21 protein-coding genes are annotated in these 21,293 nt (G+C 65.6%); 6 read left to right on the top strand and 15 right to left on the bottom strand.

Annotated features, from left to right (window positions below):
- Positions 1–46: 46 nt before the first annotated feature.
- Genes BLU38_RS23425 through BLU38_RS23400 form a run of 6 tightly spaced genes read right to left on the bottom strand, consistent with a single transcriptional unit; the run spans position 47 to position 6,817 of the window.
- Positions 47–742 carry a ThuA domain-containing protein gene (locus BLU38_RS23425; RefSeq protein WP_157683653.1) on the bottom strand — a complete coding sequence of 232 codons (696 nt, stop codon included), beginning with the start codon at positions 740–742 and terminating at the stop codon, positions 47–49.
- Entirely contained in the window at positions 726–1,643 is a 918-nt protein-coding gene (locus BLU38_RS23420) for an aldo/keto reductase (RefSeq protein WP_157683652.1), read from the bottom strand. Before BLU38_RS23420 ends, BLU38_RS23425 begins: the two co-directional genes overlap by 17 nt.
- A gap of 50 nt (positions 1,644–1,693) precedes the next feature.
- Complete coding sequence (locus BLU38_RS23415) at positions 1,694–2,578, bottom strand: carbohydrate ABC transporter permease (protein WP_091527957.1); 885 nt, start codon at positions 2,576–2,578, stop codon at positions 1,694–1,696.
- Positions 2,578–3,564 (bottom strand): ABC transporter permease, encoded by a 987-nt coding sequence (locus tag BLU38_RS23410; protein WP_091527955.1) that lies wholly within the window; start codon positions 3,562–3,564, stop codon positions 2,578–2,580. Before BLU38_RS23410 ends, BLU38_RS23415 begins: the two co-directional genes overlap by 1 nt.
- Positions 3,564–5,246 carry an extracellular solute-binding protein gene (locus tag BLU38_RS23405; RefSeq protein WP_091527953.1) on the bottom strand — a complete coding sequence of 561 codons (1,683 nt, stop codon included), beginning with the start codon at positions 5,244–5,246 and terminating at the stop codon, positions 3,564–3,566. Before BLU38_RS23405 ends, BLU38_RS23410 begins: the two co-directional genes overlap by 1 nt.
- 29 nt (positions 5,247–5,275) lie before the next feature.
- Complete coding sequence (locus tag BLU38_RS23400) at positions 5,276–6,817, bottom strand: carboxylesterase/lipase family protein (protein WP_231920431.1); 1,542 nt, start codon at positions 6,815–6,817, stop codon at positions 5,276–5,278.
- 166 nt (positions 6,818–6,983) lie between these two features.
- Here BLU38_RS23400 and BLU38_RS23395 point away from each other — a divergent pair, with 166 nt between their 5' ends.
- Together BLU38_RS23395 and BLU38_RS23390 are read left to right on the top strand one after the other, a co-directional pair.
- Positions 6,984–8,180 carry an ROK family protein gene (locus tag BLU38_RS23395; protein ID WP_091527948.1) on the top strand — a complete coding sequence of 399 codons (1,197 nt, stop codon included), beginning with the start codon at positions 6,984–6,986 and terminating at the stop codon, positions 8,178–8,180.
- A gap of 2 nt (positions 8,181–8,182) precedes the next feature.
- The gene (locus BLU38_RS23390; RefSeq protein WP_157683650.1) at positions 8,183–9,430 is read left to right on the top strand and encodes a multidrug effflux MFS transporter; all 1,248 of its coding nucleotides are present in this window, start codon (positions 8,183–8,185) and stop codon (positions 9,428–9,430) included.
- Positions 9,431–9,470: 40 nt separating this feature from the next.
- On the opposite strand, the gene BLU38_RS23385 is transcribed toward BLU38_RS23390, so the two are convergent.
- The 3 genes from BLU38_RS23385 to BLU38_RS23375 form a co-directional block, all read right to left on the bottom strand.
- The gene (locus BLU38_RS23385; RefSeq protein WP_157683649.1) at positions 9,471–10,157 is read right to left on the bottom strand and encodes a hypothetical protein; all 687 of its coding nucleotides are present in this window, start codon (positions 10,155–10,157) and stop codon (positions 9,471–9,473) included.
- An 80-nt stretch (positions 10,158–10,237) separates the two neighbouring features.
- On the bottom strand, positions 10,238–11,065 hold the full coding sequence (locus tag BLU38_RS23380; protein WP_091527940.1) for a sugar phosphate isomerase/epimerase family protein: 828 nt from the start codon (positions 11,063–11,065) through the stop codon (positions 10,238–10,240).
- Positions 11,066–11,089: 24 nt separating this feature from the next.
- Complete coding sequence (locus BLU38_RS23375) at positions 11,090–12,244, bottom strand: Gfo/Idh/MocA family protein (protein ID WP_091527938.1); 1,155 nt, start codon at positions 12,242–12,244, stop codon at positions 11,090–11,092.
- 319 nt (positions 12,245–12,563) lie between these two features.
- Between BLU38_RS23375 and BLU38_RS23365 the strand changes: the two genes are divergently transcribed.
- The gene (locus tag BLU38_RS23365; protein ID WP_091527934.1) at positions 12,564–13,862 is read left to right on the top strand and encodes an extracellular solute-binding protein; all 1,299 of its coding nucleotides are present in this window, start codon (positions 12,564–12,566) and stop codon (positions 13,860–13,862) included.
- Between the two features lie 19 nt (positions 13,863–13,881).
- Here the strand turns inward: BLU38_RS23365 and BLU38_RS23360 are convergent, their stop codons facing one another.
- Complete coding sequence (locus BLU38_RS23360) at positions 13,882–14,667, bottom strand: IclR family transcriptional regulator (protein ID WP_157683648.1); 786 nt, start codon at positions 14,665–14,667, stop codon at positions 13,882–13,884.
- A gap of 169 nt (positions 14,668–14,836) precedes the next feature.
- A complete protein-coding gene (locus tag BLU38_RS23355; RefSeq protein ID WP_091527929.1) occupies positions 14,837–16,144 on the bottom strand; it encodes a nickel-dependent lactate racemase family protein in 1,308 nt (435 codons plus the stop codon).
- A 149-nt stretch (positions 16,145–16,293) separates the two neighbouring features.
- On the opposite strand from BLU38_RS23355, the gene ykgO reads away from it, so the two are divergent.
- From ykgO to BLU38_RS23340, 3 genes are all read left to right on the top strand, one after another.
- On the top strand, positions 16,294–16,416 hold the full coding sequence (gene ykgO / locus BLU38_RS23350; RefSeq protein WP_091527926.1) for a type B 50S ribosomal protein L36: 123 nt from the start codon (positions 16,294–16,296) through the stop codon (positions 16,414–16,416).
- Between the two features lie 89 nt (positions 16,417–16,505).
- Positions 16,506–17,594: an NAD(P)/FAD-dependent oxidoreductase gene (locus BLU38_RS23345; protein WP_231920005.1), complete on the top strand. Its 1,089-nt coding sequence runs from the start codon at positions 16,506–16,508 to the stop codon at positions 17,592–17,594.
- Positions 17,595–17,740: 146 nt separating this feature from the next.
- Positions 17,741–18,715 (top strand): arsenic resistance protein, encoded by a 975-nt coding sequence (locus tag BLU38_RS23340; RefSeq protein WP_157683647.1) that lies wholly within the window; start codon positions 17,741–17,743, stop codon positions 18,713–18,715.
- On the opposite strand, the gene BLU38_RS23335 is transcribed toward BLU38_RS23340, so the two are convergent.
- The 4 genes from BLU38_RS23335 to BLU38_RS23325 all read right to left on the bottom strand — a co-directional run bounded on the left by BLU38_RS23335 (position 18,705) and on the right by BLU38_RS23325 (position 21,213).
- Positions 18,705–19,448 (bottom strand): SDR family NAD(P)-dependent oxidoreductase, encoded by a 744-nt coding sequence (locus BLU38_RS23335; protein ID WP_157683646.1) that lies wholly within the window; start codon positions 19,446–19,448, stop codon positions 18,705–18,707. The genes BLU38_RS23340 and BLU38_RS23335 overlap by 11 nt on opposite strands.
- Positions 19,449–19,482: 34 nt before the next feature.
- Complete coding sequence (locus tag BLU38_RS31020; protein WP_157683645.1) at positions 19,483–19,668, bottom strand: hypothetical protein; 186 nt, start codon at positions 19,666–19,668, stop codon at positions 19,483–19,485.
- Positions 19,669–19,760: 92 nt separating this feature from the next.
- Positions 19,761–20,483, bottom strand: a complete 723-nt coding sequence (locus BLU38_RS23330) for a CPBP family intramembrane glutamic endopeptidase (protein WP_091527914.1) — start codon at positions 20,481–20,483, stop codon at positions 19,761–19,763.
- A gap of 16 nt (positions 20,484–20,499) precedes the next feature.
- On the bottom strand, positions 20,500–21,213 hold the full coding sequence (locus BLU38_RS23325; RefSeq protein WP_091527912.1) for a helix-turn-helix domain-containing protein: 714 nt from the start codon (positions 21,211–21,213) through the stop codon (positions 20,500–20,502).
- Between the last annotated feature and the right edge of the window lie 80 nt (positions 21,214–21,293).

The raw sequence follows: 21,293 nt of genomic DNA, 5'->3' as shown, positions 1-21,293 counted from the left end.
TAGTCATTTTACCGGACCGGTCGGTGGCGGTTGATGATCTTCGAGTTCACCGGCGAGGGCCGAGCAGCCATTGCACCTCGCGGCGGAGCAGATCGACGCGAGAGTCGGAATCATAGGATCGCACGCCGTGCCCGAGCCCATCGAAGACCACCCGGCCGCGAGGGTCGTCCCGAGCCCACGCCATCACGTGCCTGAGTCCGTCGTGGGAGTGTTCGGCCAGCGGGACCACCTCGGGCGAGATCCGCAGATAACTGTAACGCTCGTCCCAGACGGTGAGATCGGCCAGTCCCGCCGTGATCGGATGGCAGTCCGTGTTGATCGTGATCGTCGTCTCGCCGATCCTCGGGTGCATGGATCGACCGCCGATCCACCGGCCACCGACGATCTCCTCCCAGGCCGGGGTCGCCGGGAACGATGTGGCCGAGGAATGTACCGACAACAGCCCGCCGCCGGCCGCCAGATGCTCGCGTAGCCCGCCCATGGCGGCCGCAACCTGCGCCGTCTCCCCGCCGTGCCGTTCGGGGTTGCCGATGTTCACCACCACCAGGTCGACACCGGCGAGATCGGTCAGCGCGTCCTCGACGCGGTCGTCGATCTTGACCTCGTGCCCGAGCCCGGTGATCACCTCCGCAATCCGTTGCGACGTCCGTGCGAAGTCGTGCCAGGGGTCGGCGTAGCGCCCGGAACCGGAGATGATCCGGACCTGCGCTCGAGGTTCGTTCCGGTCAGAGCTCGTCGGCATCCTGCCAGGTCCTCCTGGGCGGTAGGAGTTGATCAAGTTCGCTCCACAATGCGGCTGGCAGCTCCATGGCCGCGAGGTCGATCGTCGCATCCAGGTCCGCAACGGACAACATACCCACGATCGTCGAGGTGATCCGGGGATCCCGCAGCGAGAACTGCAGCGCTGCCGCAGCCAGCGGGATCCGTTGGTCGGCGCAGAGTCGGCCCATGGCGTCGGCAGCCGCCAACAACTCCGGATTACCGTCACCGTAGGCGTAGCGTCGGGTCGTCGCCGGCCAGCGCGTCAGCAGACCACCCCCGTACGGAGCGGCGTTGAACACGCCGATACCCAACTCTGCGGCGACGGTGAGCAACCGATCGGCGGATCGGTCGACCAAGGTGTAGCGCATGTGAGTGATCAAGGCTTCGAACAGCCCGGTCCGCAGATAGCGCTCCATCAGTCCAACCGGCCCGCCGGACAGTCCGAGGTGGTCGATCAGGCCCTGTTCCTTTGCCCGGACCAGTGCGGCAACCGGGCCGTCGGTGGCCATCGCCGAGTCCCAGGTGGTGTTCTCCGGGTCATGGATGTAGACCATCGGCAGCGAGGTCAGACCCAACCGGTCCAGGCTCTCCTGCAGGGATCGTCGCATCCGGGCTCCGGAGAAGTCGCCGCTGCCGAAGTCCCGGTCGGCCTTGGTCTGCAGCAGGACGCGGTCGGGCAATCCGCCGTACGCGTCGACCAGTCCGCCGATCAACTGCTCGCTGTCGCCGTAACTGTTGGCGGTGTCGATCACCGCGATCTGCTGGTCGGCTCCAGTGCCCTGGGCAACCCGTTCGAACAGCTGGCGACGTTCGTCGGCCGATGCGGTCCGGTCTCCGGTGGATCTCCACCGGGCGGTCCCAAGTGCCAGGCTGCTCACCATGAGGCCGGTCTGCCCCAGCGGTCGCTGGTCGTATCGTAGCTCGGTCGAGTTCATTCCTTGATCGCTCCCGTCAGCATGCCCTTGGCGAAATGTCGCTGCAGGAACGGATAGATGATCAGGATCGGAACCGTGGCCAGGACAACGACGGCCATCTGGATCGACTGCGCAGGCGGGGTGGGGATGTCGGTCGCCTGCAGTCGTGCAATCTGACTGCCCTGAATGACGTACTGATTCAGTACAACCTGGATCGGCCACTTGTCGGGGGTGCTGATGTAGATCAGAGCGTTGAAGTAGCTGTTCCAGTAGCCGACGGCGTAGAAGAGTCCGATCACCGCCATCACCGGCTTGGACAGCGGCAGCACGATCTGGGCGAAGATCCGGAAGTTGCTGGCGCCGTCGATCCGGGCGGCCTCCAACAGACCGACGGGAATGTTCATGAAGAAGTTTCGCATCACCACGAGGTTGAAGGCCGATACCATCCCCGGCAGGATCAGCGACCACAACGAGTCGATCAGCCCGAGCGACTTGATCAACAGGAAGTTCGGGATGATGCCGGCGCCGAAGAACATCGTGGCGAGCACCAGGATCAGCGCAACGCGCGCACCAGGAACATCCCTCACCCGGGTCAGTCCGTAGGCCAATGTCGAGGTGAACGCCAGCGACAGCAGCGTGCCCATGAACGTCACGAACCCGCTGACCAGTAGGGCCCTGGTGACGACACCACCGCCGAGAATCGAGCGGTAGGAATCGGCCGAGAACGCGGTCGGCCAGAATCCACTCATCGAGGAATCTTTGGCCGCAAAGCTCATGGCAATGATGTAGAGGAAGGGATACAGCATCACGACCGTGATGATGATGATGATCACGGCCTTGGCCGCCGACACCACCGGGATCGGGCGATCCAGCCACGGCGGACGGCCGACAGAGGCCGCCATCAGAAGATCCCGCCCGTGCCGACCCGACGGGCGAAGCGATTGGCCGCGAGCACCAGCGCCGTCCCGATCACACCCTTCACCAGCCCTGCAGCGGCGGACAAGCCCCAATCTCCGCCGACGACACCCCGGAAATAGACGAAGGTGTCGATCACCTCGGCAGAATCAGCACCGACGATCGGCTGCTGCAGCAACAGTTGCTCGAAGCCGACGGTCAGCACGTTGCCGATGGTCAGCACCAGCAACAGCGAGACGACCGGGATGATCCCGGGCAGGGTCACATGCCAGATCCGACGCAGGCTAGCTGCACCGTCGACGGCCGCTGCTTCGTACAACTCGGGCGGGATGGCTGAGATCGCAGCGAAGAAGATGATCGTTCCCCATCCGATGTCCTTCCAGATCACCTGCGAGGTGACCAGGAGCTTGAAGGTCTCCGGATTGGCCATCACGTTCACACCGGGGATCCCGATCCGAGCGAACACCGTGGCGATCGGTCCGGCACCGCCGAGGATCTGCTGCCAGATGGAGATCACGATCACCCAGGAGATGAAGTGTGGGAGATAGACCACCGATTGGACGAAGCGACGGACCCGACTCGACAGCACGCTGTTCAGCAGCAGGGCCAGCAGAATCGGAGCCGGGAAGGAGAACACGATCTGCAGCAGGGCAATCTCCAAGGTATTGACGATCGCCTGGACCAACTCGGGGTCTGCAGCCATCCGGACAAAGTTTTGCATCCCGACCCAGGGCGAGGCCAAGACACCGCGGAATGGCGAGTACTCCTTGAATGCGATCACGTTGCCCAGCAACGGCAGGTAACAGAACATCAGGAAGAAGATCATTCCTGGGACGATGAACGCATACATGCTTCGCTCGCGACGGATCCTGGTCAACAGCGGTGCCCTGGTGCTCCGCTCACGGGGCGGCACGGTCGGAGCCCGATCGGCTTCGGCTGCCTGCCCGACGGCCTGGTGACTGACCGCCATCATCAATGGCCCTTCTGCATCGCGTCCTGGAATTCCTGGCGGACCTGATCTCCGCCGGCCCTGCGCCACTCCTGGCGCCACTGGGCGATGGCTGTCATCGGGGCTCGGCCGGTGACGATCTTGTTCCGCCAGTCCTCGTTGAGTTGATCCAGCTTGGCGCTCGACCGGGTCTGGGCATCGGAGTAGAGACCGACGGTGGGATCGGTCTTGGACGCCTTGGTGAGCATCTCCAGATCGGCCAGCAGATTGTCCTTGCGTCGCGCATTGACACCGTCGAGCGTGATGGTGGAGGGGCTGCTGGCTCCGAGCCAGTGCAGACCCTGCAGATTGGTCTCGGCCTGCGAGTTGTCCAGGTCGATAATCTTCTTGTCCGCACCGAATCTGAAGTTGTAGCCCTCGATACCCGATCCGAGGAACAACGACTCCGTGGTCCCGTACGGTGCGGCGAAGTAGTTGCAGATCCCCAGCAACCGGTCCAGCTTCCTGTCATCCTCAGCCGCCTTGGCGGAGATGCCGACAATGCCCCAGTAGCCGGCGTCCCGCTCGACGACGACCTCGACGCCGTCGGCGGGCGCGGGTTGCAGGAAGTCGACGATCGCCCCCTGTGTGCCGTCCTCGACCTGCTGCATCCCCTGCTGGGCGAGCCACGGCGGCGAGTCCAGCTCGAAGGCGAACCGCCCCTCGGTCCACATCTGCTTCTCCTTGCTCCGTTGGCTGTCCGAGCCGAGCGCCAGCGCATCAGGATGGAAGCAGCCCGCTTTCCAGAGCTTGATCAGGTAGTCGATCGTCGAGGCGAATTCGTCGGTCTCCAGCTGATTGATCAGCTTGCCGCCGTCCTCCCGCCAGCTCGGCCCGACACCTTGCATCCAGCTGACGAACCGTTGGATCTGATAGGTGCCGAGACCACCGATCGGCCAAACCTGCTTGCCGCCGAATTTCTTGATCTTGCTCAGGTCGGTGAACAGGGCAAGCATCTCGTCGGCCGATGTCGGCTGCTCACGGTAGCCGGCGGCCCTCATCAGGTCAGTACGGATCGTCGCAGAAGAGCTGACGGCCGGATTGACATGCGGGATGCCGAAGATCCGGCCGTTCTTGGCCGAGTTCTGCCAGCCGTAGGTCGGCAGGTTGGCCAGGTTCGGGTATTTCAGGATCTTGTCACCCGCCAGGACGTCGGTCAGGTCGGCGAATGCTCCTTGCTGAATGGCCTGCGCTCCGACCGCGACCTGATCCTGGATGAACGCCAGGTCGGGCACGTTGCCGCCGGCCAGCACGGTTGCCAGCTTGTCGTTGTAGGTGTCCGAGCTGGCCAGGGTCGGTCGGTAGTCGACGTTGAGATTCTTGTTGAGCTGTTGCCAGTACGGGTTCTTCCCCACCGCCGCCGGTGGTGCGAACCACAGCATCTGGAAAGTGGTCACCTGGCCGCCGTCGCCGGGTGGCGCCTCGACGCTGGACCAATAGCGGGTCGGGTTCCTGGTGTAGATCTGCGGCAGGTCGTCGACCTCACTGCTGACTGCGCCGGCCCCGGTCGCCGGCTGCTGCGGCTTGTAGCTGGGCAGCACGGTCTCGGCCCTGCTGCCGGTCGAACTGGTCGGAGCGCCGGTGGAGCATCCGGCGAGCCCGAGTCCGACCGCGCCGGCGGTGCCGATCGTCATCAGCTGTCGCCGGCTGACTGGATGGTTGATCATGAAGCTTCTCCTTTGAGGCTTGAGAGATGTCAGCTGATGGTCGTCCGGTCGGCGCCGTACGCCGCGGAGAGCATCCGGAGCCGCCGACGTGGATCCGCGACGACAGTCGGGTGATCGGTGATCATCAGCACCGAGCGTTCCGATCCGTAGGTTCGCCAGCTGACGTGTTCCGATGTCGGATCACCGTTGGCAGCGAATCGGGCCCAGGACCGGCTCATCAGGTCTCGGATCGCAATCGGTGCGTCGGGCCCGACCTCCTCGGCGGCCTCCGGCTTGTCGTCGAGGTGCCGGAAGATAAACGGGAGTTCCAGCGAGTGTCCCGCCCGGCGTGCCCAGCCGTGATCCGGTCGCGGCCAGCCGAACAGGTAGCTGAAGGTCCGACCGGTGCGCTGTTGATCATCCGCGGCTGCTCGGGCATCCAGCAATCGCTGGATCGGTTGGCGATACAGCTGGTCGGCGACGCAGGCTTCGAGGACCTCCGCCGTCGTGGCCGAACGACCAAGGTCTCCCTCGACGGCCGCGCGGTAGTCCGAGACCGGATCCTGGCAACGCGGAAGCAGTTCGGCCGTTCGCGCCCGCAGTTCCGACACCAGGGCCGGGTCGTCGCCCCGGCGGAGGTCGACGTAACCGCTGCCCTCGTTGAGATTCGTGCCCGCGATGAGGTCGACGTCGGCGCCCTCCCCCGCCGCGATCGCATCGACCGGGCGCTGGTACAGCAGCCGGCCGTCGACCTCTGGACCGAAGGCCAGCGACAGCGTGCTGCTTCCACGGGACCGTTCCTTGATCAACTGCTCCTGGGCATCGATCAACTGTGCGGCCGGCAACGCCAGCAACCTCCCCGCGGTCGCCTCGGTGAGTCCCAAGATGGCCAGGAGGTCGGCCGTTCGTCGGATACCGAACTCACGGTCCTGGCAGCGTTCGGCGCTGCCGCTCTCCACGATCGCTCGTCCGAACAGGCCGCGGGCAGCCGGCAGGCCGAGCAGGGTTGCCGTCATCACCGCACCGGCGGACTGTCCCATCAGAGTGACCCGTTCCGGGTCGCCACCGAAGGCGGTGATCGATCGCTGCACCCAACGCAGCGCTGCCAGGGCATCCAGCAGGGCGAGGTTCGCCGACTGACCGTAGGACTCACCCAGCAGATGGTCCAGCGTGAGATATCCGAGGGCGCCGAGTCGGTAGTTGGCCGCGACGACGATGATGCCCTCGGCTGCAGCGAGCCTGGCACCGTCGCAGAGCGGATGCGTGTTCGACCCGTACAGGTGGGCGCCGCCGTGCAGCCAGACCAGGACCGGTCGCGGCTCGGCGGAGGTGGCCGGCGCCCAGACATTCAGATTGAGACAGCCCTCCTCCGCCGTGCTGAAGCCGACGGCGCGATCGGCCCGCTGCGGCGCGCCCGGCCCGAAGCGAGTGCCGTCCCGCTCGCCGGTCCATCCGATGGGACCGGCCGGCGGCATCCAGCGTCGTCCGTCGACCGGACCCGGGGCGTACGGGATGTTCAGGTATCCGACGGCGGCGCCGTCGGGCGTCCCCAGATCGGCACCTCGCAGCCGCCCTTGCCAGGTCTCCAGCATCGCCACCGGTGTCTCCCTTCTTCGGAACCAAGATCCGGCCACGATGTTAGACCATATGTTCATGTCTTGGACAAATATTAGTTTGTCTGTCCCACAACGCGGTCGCGCGTTTGTTCATGTCCTAGACTTATGGCAGATTGCCTGCAGCGATCAGAGGAGCTGACGAATGAACGATGCGGTGGTCCCCCGGGCCGGCCAGGACGACGTCCGCCGACGAAACCTGTCGCTGGTCTTGCGCCGTGTCCATCAGGAGCAGGCGATCTCGCGCGCCGAATTGACCCAGCTCAGCGGACTGTCCCGTTCGTCGATCGGCACGCTGGTCAGCGACCTCGAGGTGGCCGGCATCGTTGCCCAACAGTCGCCGTCGACCGCGCGGGGTGGATCGGTGGGCCGTCCGTCACCGGTGGTTGCGCCGACGGATCGGTTGTTGTCGGTCGCGGTCAATCCCGACGTCACCGGTGTCCATGTCGCGTTGGTGGGGCTAGGCGGTCGGATCGTCGCCGAGGAGTTCGTCGAGACATCGCGGGCACCGGCTCCGTACGAGGCGGCCGAGATGACCGCCGCCGCGGTACTCCGGATGCATGAAGATCATCCCGGACAGCTGGTCGGACTCTGCGCCGCCATTCCGGGCCGGGTGGACAAGGCCGGTACGACGGTCAAATTCGCTCCGCATCTGCAGTGGACCGAGGTGCCGTTCGCCGCCATGCTGGCCGAGACGACGCACCTCCGGTCGACGGTCGCCTTCGATGCTCGGCTCGGGCTCACCGCCGAGACGTTGTGGGGAACGGCTCGCGGCACCGAAAACGTCGTCTATCTCTACGGCGGGCCAGGAGGTATCGGCGGCGCGGCAATGGTCGACGGCCACATCCTCGACGGAGCCGTGGGAGCGGCGGCACGGCTCGGCCACACTCTGGTCGCGCCGGACGGACCGACCTGCGTCTGCGGGAATGTCGGCTGCCTGACCAGCGTGGTCGGCATGCACGCGTTCGGGGCGGCGTACGGGATCGCCCGGCCGACCGTGGCCGCGCTCGCCGAGGCGATCCGGACCCAGCAGGGCGCCGGTCTGCGGACGTTTCTCGAACGACAGCTGCACTACCTCGGGACGGCATTGCGGATGGCCGTCTGGTCCTACGATCCACAGTTGATCATGCTCGGCGGCTTCTTCGCCACGCTGCTCGAGGTCGGTGAGGACCGGCTGGCTGCAGCCGTCGCCGGGGCCAATCTCGGTGCCCTGCGGGAGCCGCCGACCTTGATCGCCCCGATTCTGGGGCAACGGCAACTACTCGTCGGCGCGGGCGCTGCCGCGATGGAGCCGCTGCTGCAGGACCCGATCGGCCTGCTCCAGCAGCCCACCCAGGTCTGAGCGTGACCGACGAGATTGCCCCGCCGGCCGTCCCGATCAGTCGAACGACCCGACGCCGGGTGGTGTCGTACGTCATCACCCTCGGCCTCCTCCAGACGCTCAGCACGTTCACCATCGACATCTATCTGCCGGCCTTCCCGCAGATCGCTTCCGGCTTCGGTGTCTCGGCGCCCTCGATCCAGTTCACCTTCACCGGGGCCATGATCGGCATGGTCGCCGGGCAGATCATCGCCGGTCCGATCAGCGACGGGATCGGCCGCAAGCTGCCGATGTTGATCGCTACCTGCGTCCACGTGGCGGCTTCCCTGCTCTGCGCGATGGCACCGTCGGTGCCCGCCCTGATCGCCGGACGGATGGTGCAGGGCGCTGCCTCGGCTGCCACCGGCGCACTCGCGCTGGCGATGGTCCGTGATCTCTACCGCGGTCTCGCGATGATGCGGATGCTGGCATCGATGGCATTGATCTCCGGCTTGGCGATCGCGATCGGACCGCTGCTCGGCTCGACGCTGCTGTCGATCACCGACTGGCGGGGTGTCTTCGGCGCCCTGGCCGGCTACGGCCTGGTGCTCGGCCTCGGCGTCCTCCTCGTGGTCGGCGAGACGCTGCCGCGGCACCGACGGCAGACCGGCGGTCTACGAATCCGCGCACGGGCCTTTCGGACCATGATCATCGATCAGCAGTATCTTGGCTACGTGCTGGTGTCCGCCTTCGCCTGGATGGGCATGTACAGCTATCTGGCGGCGTCGTCCTTCTTGTTCCAACGGGTATATCGGCTGACCGAGCAGCAGTACGGCCTAGCCTTCGGTTCGCATGCCCTGGCGATGTTCGCCGGCACCCAGTCGGCGGCGCGCTTGGCCCACCGGATCACTCCCCGGCGGTTGATCATGGTGTCGACGACCGGGCTGGCGCTGGCGGCTACCGCCCTGATGGTCGTCGGGATCAGCGGCAGTCGTTCGCTGCTCGTGATCTTGGTCCCGCTGTGGGCGTTCACCTTCTTCATCGGCATCAATACGCCCTGCGCACAGACGCTGGCTTTGGCCCGTCAAGGGCACGCCGCCGGCTCCGCAGCCAGCTTCCTGAACGCATCCCGACAGGCTCTGGGTGCGCTGGCGACACCGATCACCGGCTTGATCGGCGTGACCAGCGCGATTCCGGTGGCCGCCGTGATGTTGGTCGGTCAACTACTGGCAGTGCTGGTGCTCTGGCTGGTCGCCCGCCCTCAACGCGACGTCAGCATCGAACCGGCGTGACCGGATCAGCCATCCTGCAACAGATATACCGGGGTGCTGATCAGCAACCGCAGGTGGCGCCGTACCACGCTCCACTGAGGTGGCGAGGAGGGTTCCATGCCCAGGGAATCGGACCTGCCGGCAGATAGGCGATGACGGAGTCGTCGGTGACCGCGTTCCAGGTCTCGAAGAACAGGTAGCCCCGATGGCCGGCCGCGCCCGGCGCTTGCTTGGTCGGCTCGATGACCGAGCAGCCCGATATCGAGAACAAGCCGATCGATTCCGGGCACCGAATCGGGAACGCGGCCGGATCGAACTCGCCAGCGGCAGCCACCTCGGACCGAATTGGCGCTGCTCGGTGCGCATCGGCGTCGGCAACGACGGCTTCGAACGCCGCGGCGCTCCAGGCGAACCTGGCACGCAGGGGTGCCCCGGTCGCTGTCACCACCACCGAACTCAACACCAGAACGCCGCTCACGACGACTGCCACCATGCGACGCGAGCCACTCAGCTCGACGGTGAACCAGCTCAACCAGGAGAGCAGCGTGGTGCACCCGAACAGGGCGACCAACGCCACGCCGACGAACGGCACCCCGGGAAAACTCGCCGACCACAGCACCGAACCGGCAAACAGCGCAGAGGACAGCACGGGGGCGACGCCGACGACCCGCCGCCCTGCCCGCAGCGCCGGCGAGACCCGTCGTGGAATGCTGCCCGACGAATCGGAAGCCACCGATATTCCGGTCATAGCGCGAGGCTAGCGGCGGGTTACCCCCGGATCTGCGTTGAGCCGTCGAGCGGGACTTTGGTCCTGCTGATTGAGCATGATCATGACGCCTCGCGCCCGTCCCGACGCAGCGACGCCAGGTAGGCAAGGCTGCGCGGCACCTGCTCGGCGGTCGAGGGACTCTCGTCCTCGATGTAGTAATGCTCGATCGACGACGCGCGGGCTGCGCGGAGGATGTCGGGCAGATCGAGCTGCCCGTCCCCGAGCGCGACGTCGTTCTCCTTTGCCGTCGATCCACTGAGGTCGCCCTCGACGCCGCGCCGGAGATCTTTCAGATGCATCAGGCGGAATCGGTCCGGGTAGCGACGCAGCAGCTGCGCCGGATCGTGACCGGGAAAGAAGGCCCACAGGATGTCCAGCTCGAAGCTCACTACGGCAGGATCGGTGCTCTGGACGATCAGGTCGAACAGCGTGCCGTCGTTGTGCGGGACGAACTCGTACCCGTGATTGTGATAGCAGAAGATCAAGTCGTGATCGGTACGCAGCCGGGTCCCAACCCGGTTGAACGCCTCCGCCACGACCTCGGCCTGCGGTTCGGTGAAGGGTGCTTCGTGCGTCACCCAGGCGACGCGCACGAAATCGGCCCCGAGCGTCTTGGCTGCCGCCGCGACCTCGTCGGTGGAGTCCTGGACGTCGGCGTAACCGACTCCGTAGGACGAGCAGTGCATGCCTCGTTCGTCAAGCAGGGCACGGATCTCGGCTGCCGTGTGGCCGAACAGGTTGGAGAACTCGATGTCGGTCACACCGAGCGAGCGAATGTGGTCCAGGGTGCCCGCCAGGTCCTGCTCGAACTCTCGCCGGTAGGTGAAGGACACCATCCCCGGCGTCTGGGGAAACAGCTGGCCGTCGGTCGACTGCGCGGTGGTCATCGGGTCCTCGTTCGGGTCGGTCGGTCAGGAGGAGAACGAGTCGTTCATGTCGGCCACGGCGCCGGTGGCTGTGGCGGCGGCATCGTAGGTCGACGCCTTGCGCTTGTCGGCCAACCATTGCTCGAACGTCTCCGGATCGAGCGGCAGCTCCACCGTCTTGTCGAGTTCGGACGACAGGATGATCGCGTTGGCCAAGGAGACCGAGGCACGCCCTTCGGCCGCCTCGGCGATCAGTGACCGTTCACCCCGCACGGCGCCGACGAACGCGTTGATCACCTCGGTGTGCCGGCCGCCCTTGCCGTCGATCTTGATCGTCTCCAACGACGTCTCCGGGGAGCCGAAGGATTCCTTCGTCGTCGCATTGAATTCCGACGTCGGCACAGCAGTGCGAGTGAACTCGAGCCGGTCGGGGAAGACCACGACGCGGCCGTTGTCGCCGATGATCTCGCGGCGATCGGTTCCGGGTGCCTCGCCGGTGGTCGCCACCAGCACCGCGGTGCTGCCGTCGGCGAACTCCAACAGGGCGTTGACCTCGTCCTCGACCTCGATCGGGTGGTACTTGCCGATCGGGCAGAAGGCCCGGACCCGCTGCGGCAAACCGAACAGCCATTGGAAGAGATCCAGGTCGTGCGGGAGCTGGTTCACCAGCATGCCACCGCCCTCACCGCCCCAGGTCGCGCGCCAGTTGCTGGAGGCGTAGTAGGCGTTGGACCGGAACCAGGCGGTCAGGATCCAGTTGATCCGACGGATCCGGCCGAGCTGCCCGGACCGGATCAGCTCCCGCAGCTGCCGGTAACGGGGTTCGGTCCGGGTGTCGAACATGACAGCGAACACCTGATCGGGGTCGGTGTGGGCGGCGATCATCCGGTCACAGTCGGCCTGGTGCACCGCCAACGGCTTCTCGCACAGCACGTGCAGACCATGGCCGAGAGCGTCGATGCTGATCGGGGTGTGTGCGTAGTGCGGTGTCGCGATGATGACCGCGTCGACCTCTCCGGACGCGATCATCTCGGCACTGTCGCTCCAGCCCTTCAGATGCGGATACCGAGCCAGTTTCGCCGGATCCGAGTCGCAGATCCCGACCAGTCGCGCGTTCGCGATGTCGCCACGCTCGAACCGGGCCACGTGGGTGTTGCCGATGTTGCCGATGCCGATGATGCCGAAGCGGACGTCTGTCATGGGTGTCGATCATTCCAGACCCGGTCCTGCAACGGACCACTGGCGACGCCATCCGGACACCGGTGAGCGCAGAGTTGATCATGACGACCCATCACTGCGGCCTGAGCTTCCCTACCGATGCCCGCAAACGTCCCGCTGACCGGGACGCGACGACCGAATCGCCGCGATCTCCGCAATCCTGGGCGAGGTTCGGCGCGGATGCGGTGGGCTCGGCACCATTCGCTCAGGGTGCGGCGTGGCCGGAGTGAGGATTTCCGCCCGATCGAGCACCCGATCAGACCACCACAAGTTGGTCGATACCAGACGAAGGAGGGGCGCGATGATCAGCGGGTCAATGATGAACCGCCGCTACTTTCTCGGAGCAGCCGGCGCAAGTGCTTCTGCGCTCCTGCTGTCCAGTTGCGCACGAGGCAACAGCGCCACGACGGCAGGTGGCGACACGGTCACCGCCGCGGGCTGGGATGACGGATTTCAAGATCTCGTCGTCGGCCCGATCGCCAAGGGGTTCGAGTCCGAATCCAAGACCACGTTCCAAGCACAGGCGGCCGTCTCCGGCGACGACTACTCGACCCGATTCCGTACACTGCTGTCCGGCGGCAAGCCGCCCGACTTCATGCGCCTGGACGACGACTTCCTCCCAGAGATATCGAGCAAGAAGCTCGCCAAGGACATCGGTCCTTACGTTGCCGAGAGCCGACTGAACCTCGACGACTACTACGAGAACGTCTTCAACTTCTCCAAGCTCCCGACCGGTCAACGCGCGGTACAGATCGCGGCCCAGAACCGCTGCATCTTCTACAACAAGACGATGTTCGAGAAGGAGGGCATTCCGCTGCCGCCGACCACGTGGACCGACGAGGGGTGGAAATGGGAAGACTTCCTGGAGGCCGCGAAGGCGCTGACGAAGGCCTCCGAAGATCAGTGGGGTGCGGTCATCGCCAAGGACGGCGCGTACGAAAACATGTGGGCGGTGAACAACGGTGGACCGGGAACCTTCTCCAAGGACGGCCACAGCTTCACCCTGGCCGACGAGATCGGCCTTGATGCCATGCAGTGGTGTTGCGACCTGATCACCAAACACAAGGTGTGTCCCAGCTGGGGAGATCTCCAGCCCGACCGAGCGGACCAGCGGCTCTTCACCGGCGGAAAGCTCGGCATGTATCAGAACGCGACCTCGACGATCGCCTACTTCGACGAGAACATCAAGGACTTCGAGTGGGACGTCGCGCCGATCCCCGGCCGTGAGAACCAGATCCAGGAAGCCAGCATGGTCATGTACATCATCCCGGACAAGGCGCAGAACCCGGATCTGGCCTGGGACTTCCTGGAATACGCGATCGGCCCGGAGGGCGGCAAGATCATCGCCGACTCCGGTATCGGCATCCCGACCCACCGGGGAGCAGCGAAGGCGCTCAAGGCTCCGGGCAAATACCCGGCGAACATGAACCTGCTCGTCGAGGCATCGGACCACCTTCGCTCCCGGAACTTCACCAACGCGACCTCCGCTGCACTCAACATCTATCGTCCCCAGCTGGAGCGCGCCTACACCGGTGAGATCACGGTCGCAGAGGCCCTGAACGGTGTCCGTGACCAGGTCGAGGCCGCGATAGCAGTCTGACCAGACGTGTACGAGCGGATCACGCGACCTGCATCGGGCGAGACGTCCTCGGACGTTGACCGAGGGCCCGGGACAGCGCCATCGCGGTGGTCCGCACGGCCGGGGCGAAATGCTGCGCTTGGGACAGGGCCGTCCCGCCGGTGACCGAGATCGAACCGACCAGCTGGCCGTGGTGGGCAAAGATCGGCGCCGCCACGCAGAAGAGCCCGAGCTGGGACTCCTCCACATCGAAGGCAACCTTGGTCTCCCGAACGTCGGCGAGCTCCCGGCGCAGCACCACCGGATCGATGATCGACTTCGTGGTGCGCCGAGTCAGCTCGCCGGCCAAGACGTTCTCGATGAATCCGAACTCGCTGAAGGCCAGGATCGCCTTCCCCAGTGCGGTGCAGTTCAACGGGAGCCGACCGCCGGTACGCGAGTGCGGCACCTGCAGGTCGGGGCTGGTGATCTTCTCGATGTAGACAACGTCGGTGCCATCGCGGACCGCGAGATTGGAGGTCAGGCCGGTGACCTCGTTCAGGTTGTGTGCATAAGGAATCGCCAGCTCACGCAGCGTCCGTTGGGTCGGGACCAGGTGTCCGAGCTCGAACATCCGGACCCCCAACCTGGCACCACGGGAGCCGAGCTCCAGCGCACCCCAGGAGACGAGGTCGGTGACCAGCCGGTGAGTGGTCGATTTCGGGATTCCGGACCGCCGGGCCATTTCGGAGATGCTCAGCTCCGAGTCCTGCACGCTGAACAGCTCGAGCAGCGACAACCCCCGCAGCAGTGATGAACGACCGTCCTGTTGTCCGGGACGAACCATGATGACCTCCACTGTCCTTGACCAAGATCAACTCGACACTGCGCAGCGGCCGGACGGCGAACAACATCGGCACGAACGCCGTGGTCACCGCTGATCGATGACGCGGCGTGACACCCACATTCCGCGCTTCCCCATCGCGGTTCCGCTCAACCCCCGGCCGGCGCCACGCTCAACTGTGGGATTGATGCTCCTGGGGTGCCAACCTCGGAATCAGGTACGGCCCGTCGGGGATGATCGCCAAGGAATCGTCGCCCGACCTTCGGAGACTGTCGCTGATCCCTTGACCGAGATCGTCGATGACCTCGACGCCGGTCAGCTTCTGCTGCTCCGCTGACAGGCCCGTGCTGTACAGCTGGATCCGCACCATCCGCTGGGACCGCAGCAGCATCTGTGATTGCCACTCATCGATGTCGGCCATCTGTTTGGTCGAAAGATGATCGAGGAAGGCGTCCGCACCGCGGGCGATCAGCTCACGCTGGGCCGCCACGAATTCCGGGGATCCCAGGCCTTCCGAACACTCCGAGGCGATCAGCAGCGTGCCGCCGGGCTCCAGGATATCCAGCGGTGTGACCATCCCCTTGATCGTCTGGTAGTAGGTCTTGTCCAGCGGATAGCCGGCGGACGAGGTGAGGACCGTACGGAAGCGTCGCTCGGCGCTGATCGTCGAGGTACGAGCCGCGGCGGTGACCGCATCGGCATGGGACTGGAGAACATCACCGAAGAACACATCGAGCAAGCGTCGCTCATCGTCGATGACGGTGTTCAACGCGTACACCTCCCCGACTGCTCTGACGATATCTAGTTGATCTTCATGCAGTGGGTTGCCGTCCAGGTTGCACTGGGTGGCCAGCGGATCGGCCATGAACCGATGCGAGTGGAACGTACGAATGGTCTGATGACCGGCGATGCCCGGCGCGATCACCTTCCGACCGCCCGACCACCCCGCCATGAAGTGTGGCTCGACCAGCCCGGTGACGATCCGCAGATCGGCCTCGACGAAGCGTCGATTGAGGTGGATGGGCGTCCCGCGGGTCGGGGTCACTCCGAGATCCACCAGATCGGCTACGTCCCGGGCATCGTGATTGACGACCTCGACATTGTCGAGCACCCACGGATCGCCGATCAACTCGGCCAGCTCAGCACCGAGGTTCGGACGATGCAGACCAGTCGCGACGAGGATCGTGATCTCCGACCGCGGCATCCCGCAGTCCAGCAGGATCTTGATCATCGGCGCGAGGAACAGGTGATTCGGCACCGGCCTGGTGATGTCACAGATCACGATGCAGGCCGATTTCCGACCGGCCGCCAGCTCGGGCAAGCCGGGACTGCCGACGGGCTCGTGGAGGCAGCGTCGGACCGCATCATCGGGATCTGCGATCGGACTGGCATTCGGGGCCGACAGAACCGTCGGCCGAGCCGCCGCCGGCAGGTCCACCTGCAACTTTCCGCGTCCGTAGGGCAACCACACGTCAGTCATTCTCCCATCGATCACCCCAGCAGCACCGACAGGTCGAGCCGTTGAGATCGCGACTGTGAGTTTGCCACGCTCCCCTTGCTGACCCGGAGGCGCTCGACACGTATAGTATTGAGAATCATTCTCATTATGAGTCGCCTGGAAGGTGTCACATGAAGGTTCGCAACTCGATCCGGGCCCTGGCCGAGAAGCCCGGTGCCCAGGTCGTCCGCCGACGAGGACGGGTGTTCGTGATCAACAAATTGCACCCGCGGTTCAAGGCCCGCCAAGGATGAGAGCAGCGAGCAGGACGTCGCCGACACCGAGGACCCGACATCACCGGCCGGCCGTCCGGCGCCTCCCCAAACGCCTGGACTGCTTGGTCGTGGGTGCCGGGCCGGCCGGTATCGGCACCGCCCTCGCGCTGTCGGTACTGCCACAGGTCTCGATCGGCGTCGTCGAACGAGGCGAGATCGGACAGACCTTCGCGGACTGGCCCGATAAGCAGCGCTTCTTGACGCCGTCGTTCACCGGCAACGGCTTCGGCGCCACCGATCTGAATGCCATCCATCCCGAAACCTCTCCAGCCTTCTCCCTCGGAGTCGACTACCCCGACGGCGCGCAGTACGCCCGCTACTTGGCTGCCGTCGCGCAGCATTTCGAGGTGCCGGTGTCGACCGGAACAGAGGTGACGGCGGTGCGAGCCGACGGCCAGGCGTTCCGAGTGGACACCAGCCGTGGACCGATCCGGGCGCGTACGCTGGTCTGGGCCGGCGGCGAGTTCACCGAGCCCACTGCACCTGCGGTCACCAACGCAGCACTCGCCGTGCACAGCAGCGATTCGCGGGCCTGGCAAGCGCCGGCGCATTCCGACCGCTTGGTGGTCATCGGCGGGTACGAATCGGGCATCGACCTGGCCTGCCATCATGTGCAGCGAGGCAGCCGGGTGACGGTGCTCGATCACCAGCATCCCTGGAACGCCGGTGCCGGGTCGGATCCGTCCTACCAACTGGCGCCACGGACGCGGCAGCGACTCGACCGAGCGATGGGCACCGGACGGCTGAAGCTCGCGCGCGGCAGGGCCGCATCGATCGAGCAGGACCGCAACGGATACCTCGTCCGCACGACCGGCGGCGCCCGGCACCCGTCGAGTGCCCAGCCGGTACTGGCCACCGGCTTCGGCCCGGGATTGGGCCCTGTTGCCGGCCTGTTCGCCCGCCGCTCCGATGGCTGGCCGCTGCTCACCGCGGACGACGAGTCCACGGTGACCCCGGGTCTCTTCCTGAACGGGCCGGCACTGCGGCACGACGATCTGCGGTTCTGCTTCGTCTACAAGTTTCGGCAGCGCTACGCCCAGATCGCCCGGACGATCGGCGATCGGTTCAGCCGCGACACCAGCGGCCTGGAGTACTGGCGAGAGGCCGGGATGTGGACCGACGACCTGAGTTGCTGCGGCGTCAGCTGCGCATGCTGAACCGGCTGTCGACTGCCGAAGACTCACCCACACAGCACCCGCCCGCCGAAGTGTCGATCACCGACGAGCGCGCAGGCACGTCCCGGAAACCAATCGGCGGAGACGTCGAGCCCGCATCACAGGCACCGACCTGGCGGTTGGCAGGAATGCTGAGTGCTGCGATCCTGCTGGGCTGTGCAATCGGCCTGCTTGCGCCCGGGGTCGGCACTCGGACGGGTGCACTGGTCTCTCCGACAGTCTTGATCTTGGTCTCGGCGCTGTTCTTCGAGGCCCGCTTCACCGGCCTGGCCGGCATTTCGGCGTGGCGGGTCGCCGGGCTCGCCTGGGGTGTCAATTTCCTGATCATCCCGATCCTCGGCTACGTCCTCGCCAGATTGTTCGTCGGGGGTCAGCAGGCCGTCTTCATCGGGCTGTTCATCTACCTCGCCGCGCCGTGCACCGACTGGTTCCTGGGGTTCACCCGCATCGCCGGCGGCAATACGGCAGTGGGCTCGATGTTGCTTCCGGTGAACATGATCACCCAGCTGATCGGGTATCCGATCCTGATCTGGCTCTTCTTCAGTCGGGACACAGGAATCGGCATCGCCGACATCGCCCAGACCCTGCTGCTCTGGTTCGCCGTGCCATTCGCCGGCTCACGGTTGCTACGCCGGATTCTCTCCTCGGCAGCGCCGCGAACGTTCCGACGTCTGAGCCACCTGGTGAGCGGCTCTGCTCCTCTCCTGATCGCCGCCCTGATCGTGGAGATCTTCGCCGGTAACGCCAGGGTCATCGCCGACCATGGCGGCGTCTTTCTCAGCTGCCTGATCGCGATCTGCGTGTTCTTTGTGCTCATCTTCATCGCCACCGAGTTGATCGGCCGGCTCGTCGGCCTCGAGCATCATGATCACGTACTGCTCACCATGACGACCGCTGCCCGCAATGCTCCGTTGATGCTGGCCGTGACGGCACTCGCCTTGCCCGGCCGACCACTGACCTACGCCGCGATCGTGATCGGGATGCTGATCGAGTTCCCGCATCTGGTGATCATCAGCATGATCTTCAGACGTCGTCGACAGGCCGGAACACGACGAGCGTCACCGGCCGGCTCCGGGAGGAGCTCGATGCGGGTCAGCGGATGACGGTGCCTTGGCCACCGTCGACGGGAAGGACGGCACCGGTGATGTGCGAGGCGGTGGATCCGGCGAGGAAGATGATTGCCGCCGCAACTTGATCGGCCGTGGCCGGGTGACCGAGCGGATACGGACGCATCAACTCGTCCAACGCACTGCCGAACTGTTCGGTGTACGGCGTGTACGTCGGCCCCGGCGCCACGGCGTTCACCCGTACTCCGGTCGGGCCGAGCTCTCGCGCGAACGCCCGCACCAAGCCGTTCAGCGCGGCCTTCGACACGTTGTACGCCCCGAATCCTTCCTGATCGAGGGTGCCGCTCACACTGGAGACATGCACGATGGCGCCGGACCGGCGTTGCGCCATCATCGGGCCGTAGGCTGCCGACAACAGCCACGGAGCTTTGACGTTCACAGCCCACGTCGCGTCAAGATCATCTTCACTGGTGTCGGCGGCAGGCCCGGGTATCGGCCGGTAGCCGGCACTGGTGACCAACACATCAACGGGTCCGGTTGCCACGACGAGTTCGCTGATCGCTTCGCTGGAAGTCAGGTCGGCGGAGTGGAATTCGGCCTGACCGCCGCGATCGGTGATCTCGGCGACGGCGGCTGTCCCGGAGTCGTGGCTGCGATTGACGATGATCACGTCCGCGCCCTCGTCGGCGAACGCTGTTGCTGCTGCCTTGCCGATACCTGCTGAGCCACCGGTGACGAGGACACGCTGATTCTGGAACTGATGGGTCATTGACGTTACGTGGATTGTCGGATCGGTCCGGTGATCACTTGTCGACGGCGGTGATGATTGCCGCACGCCGGATGCGTCGGCGTCGGCGCACGGCGCGTTCTGCTGCCAGCTTCGCGTCCTCCGGCGTCTGTCCTTGATTGATCGCCTTGTCGTAAGCCTTGTCGCGAACGCGCTGCTCGCGAGCCTCTCTGCGCTGTTGCCTCGCGGTGAACCATCCCATGGTTGATGTCCTCTCATGATCGGAGTTCTGACGGATATTCGTTGGTTGTCGATGTGGTCCTGCGGTCCGAACCGTCGGTCCACCGGCTGTCGTCAGTGGGTGAGGTTCGGGAGAACGATGAACAGGCCGATGCTGGAGATGAGATCGAACGTGATGTGGAGTGCCACGCCGGGCCAGATCGACCCGGTCCGGCGGCGAAGTTCCGCAGCCGGCAGCCCCACCAGGACTGCGGAGATCATCAGCACCGGCTCGCCGTGCAGGACAGCGAACAGGACGGTGCTGCCGACGACTCCGACCACGGCGCCGTACCGAAGCAGGACCGTGGTCACCACACCTCGGAAGAACAGCTCCTCACCGATCGGGGTCAGCACGCCGAGGAACAGAAACGACAGCAGCACCGCTCCGAGGCCGCCGGCGCCGGCCGCCGACCAACTCGTCTGACTGCTGGTCGCCGCTCCGAAGATCGCCGTGAAGGCCTTGGTCGCAGGGATCTTCAGCGCAGTTGCGACAATCCCTCCGCCAACTCCGACAAGGATCCACTTCCACGATGTCGCGACCAGGCCGAAGGCGGCCGTCGACCGTACCCGAGTGAGCGCCGCGGCCGCGAAGCCGCCGCCGGCGACGATCGCCGACAGAGCGGTCATGAAGACGCCGGTGACGACGGCGCCGAGATGCATCGTCAGGGCGGCCCGGGCGAGGCCGACTTCAAGGATCAGCAGGACCGCCAGACCGATCCCGAGCTCGGGCCAGCCCGGGCGTGGCCGTGTCTTGAGCCTGACCTCGTCGGCGCTGCTGCTCGGTGAACTGTGGATCACGGGGAAACCAATCTGGTCAGGCGGATTCGGCGTCGAGGAGGGTGGCGACCCGGACCAGGACGTCCATCTGTGCCGGGTTGTAGATGTCGCGCAGTGCGGTTCCGATGGCGCGTGCAGTTGTGGGCGGCGTGGGATCGGCCGACGGACGGGAATTCTGAGCAGCGCGCGCTGCGGGCAGCATGCGTCGGGCGAGATCGGCGCGGGTGGCTTCGTCGGCGTCGTCGGGCAACTGCTCGAAGTCGTCGTCCGCGGTGGAATCGACCGTGCTGGTCGCCAGCCATTCCTTCAGGCGCTCCTGACGTTCGGCCGGCAGCAGTTGTCCGAGGACCGAGAGCGTCGATTTGTCGCGCTCTGTGACGACCGCGCCGGTCGCAGGGGGCGAGAAGCCCGGCGGCAGGCCCTCCTGGACCTCGTTCTCCAGGACGTCGCGCAGTTCGTTCCGGATCTGCTGCAACTGCTGGATCTTGTCGGCAATCTCCACGTCCAGTGAGCGGAACAGCGCCTCTGTGTGTGGCCCCGGTTCGTCCAGGTCGCCGATCTGGGCAAGGGTGAACCCGAGAGCGCTGAGCCGTTGGATGCGCAGTAGCCGCACCAGATGGACGGCGCCGTAGGACTTGTAGCCATTCGCCCGTCGCTCCGGTACCGGCAACAGGCCGATCTCGTGGTAGTAGCGGACCGCCCGTACGCTCACCCCGGCTAGCCGCGCCACCTCCGCAGTACTCCATCCCATCGGAACTCCTCAACGTGACCTGGAGTCGTGGCAGGGATGAACCCGACTGCAGAACATGGACGTACCTGGGACAGCCGGCC

Source organism: Microlunatus soli (assembly GCF_900105385.1).
Lineage (GTDB): Bacteria > Actinomycetota > Actinomycetes > Propionibacteriales > Propionibacteriaceae > Microlunatus > Microlunatus soli.
The sequence above is the reverse complement of the archived record's forward strand: the minus strand, read 5'-3'. Positions and strand labels throughout refer to the sequence as shown.